The 816-nt window shown below is 65.6% G+C and carries 1 protein-coding gene and 1 pseudogene; both read right to left on the bottom strand.

The genetic code is table 11. The annotated features are described in order from the left end of the window. Positions 1-217 (bottom strand): annotated as a pseudogene (locus GPA27_RS28250) (putative sulfate exporter family transporter); the annotation flags it as partial. Positions 218-235: 18 nt separating this feature from the next. Continuing rightward, a partial coding sequence (locus GPA27_RS28245) for an MMPL family transporter (RefSeq protein ID WP_169143726.1) occupies positions 236-816 on the bottom strand: 581 nt, incomplete at its 5' end.

Raw genomic sequence — 816 nt, 5'->3', positions numbered from 1 at the left:
GCGAGGCGAACTCGATGCCTGCGCGGATCTTCTCGCCCTCCGCGGCGAAGTTGAACGCCATGCCGAAGAACAGCGCGTACAGCAGCTGCGGCCCGCCCTGGTGCTCGGCGACGAAGCTCGCCGCCAGGGCGATCGTGATCGCCGTCAGCACGCCCGGCCACAGCTGCGACCAGACTGGGAAATTCAGTATCGTCATTGCACGCATTTGAACGCTCATCGATCGTTTCCGCCTCTGTTATCGCGCCGCCAGGCCGAGCACCGGCATCGCCCCGACACGCTGCGCGCCTTTCGGACTCTTCAGCAGGAAGTGCGACAGCGCCGGGATCAGGATCAGCGCACCGACCATGTTCCACACGAACATGAAGGTCAGCAGGATGCCCATGTCGGCCTGGAACTTGATCGGCGACCAGATCCACGTCACCACCCCCGCGGCGAGCGTCACCCCCACCAGCGCGACCACCTTGCCGGTGAATTGAATCGAGCGCCGATGTGCGTCCGCGAGCGAGGCCCCTGCTCGCTGCTGCGCAAGCTGGATGGAGAGCAGGTACAGCGCGTAGTCGACACCGATCCCCACCCCCAGCGCGATTACCGGCAGCGTGCCGACCTTCACGCCGATCCCCAGCACCACCATCAGCGCCTCGCACAGGATCGAGGTCACCACCAGCGGCACCACCGCGACGATCACCGCGCGCCAGTTGCGGAAGGTGATGAAGCACAGCACGATCACCGCCCCATACACGTAGAACAGCATCGTGCGGTTGGCTTCCTTCACGACGATGTTGGTCGCCGCCTCGATGCCGGCGCTGCCCGCGGCGA

Source organism: Aromatoleum toluolicum, from assembly GCF_012911005.2.
Lineage (GTDB): Bacteria > Pseudomonadota > Gammaproteobacteria > Burkholderiales > Rhodocyclaceae > Aromatoleum > Aromatoleum toluolicum.
This window is presented reverse-complemented; position numbering and strand designations above follow the sequence as displayed.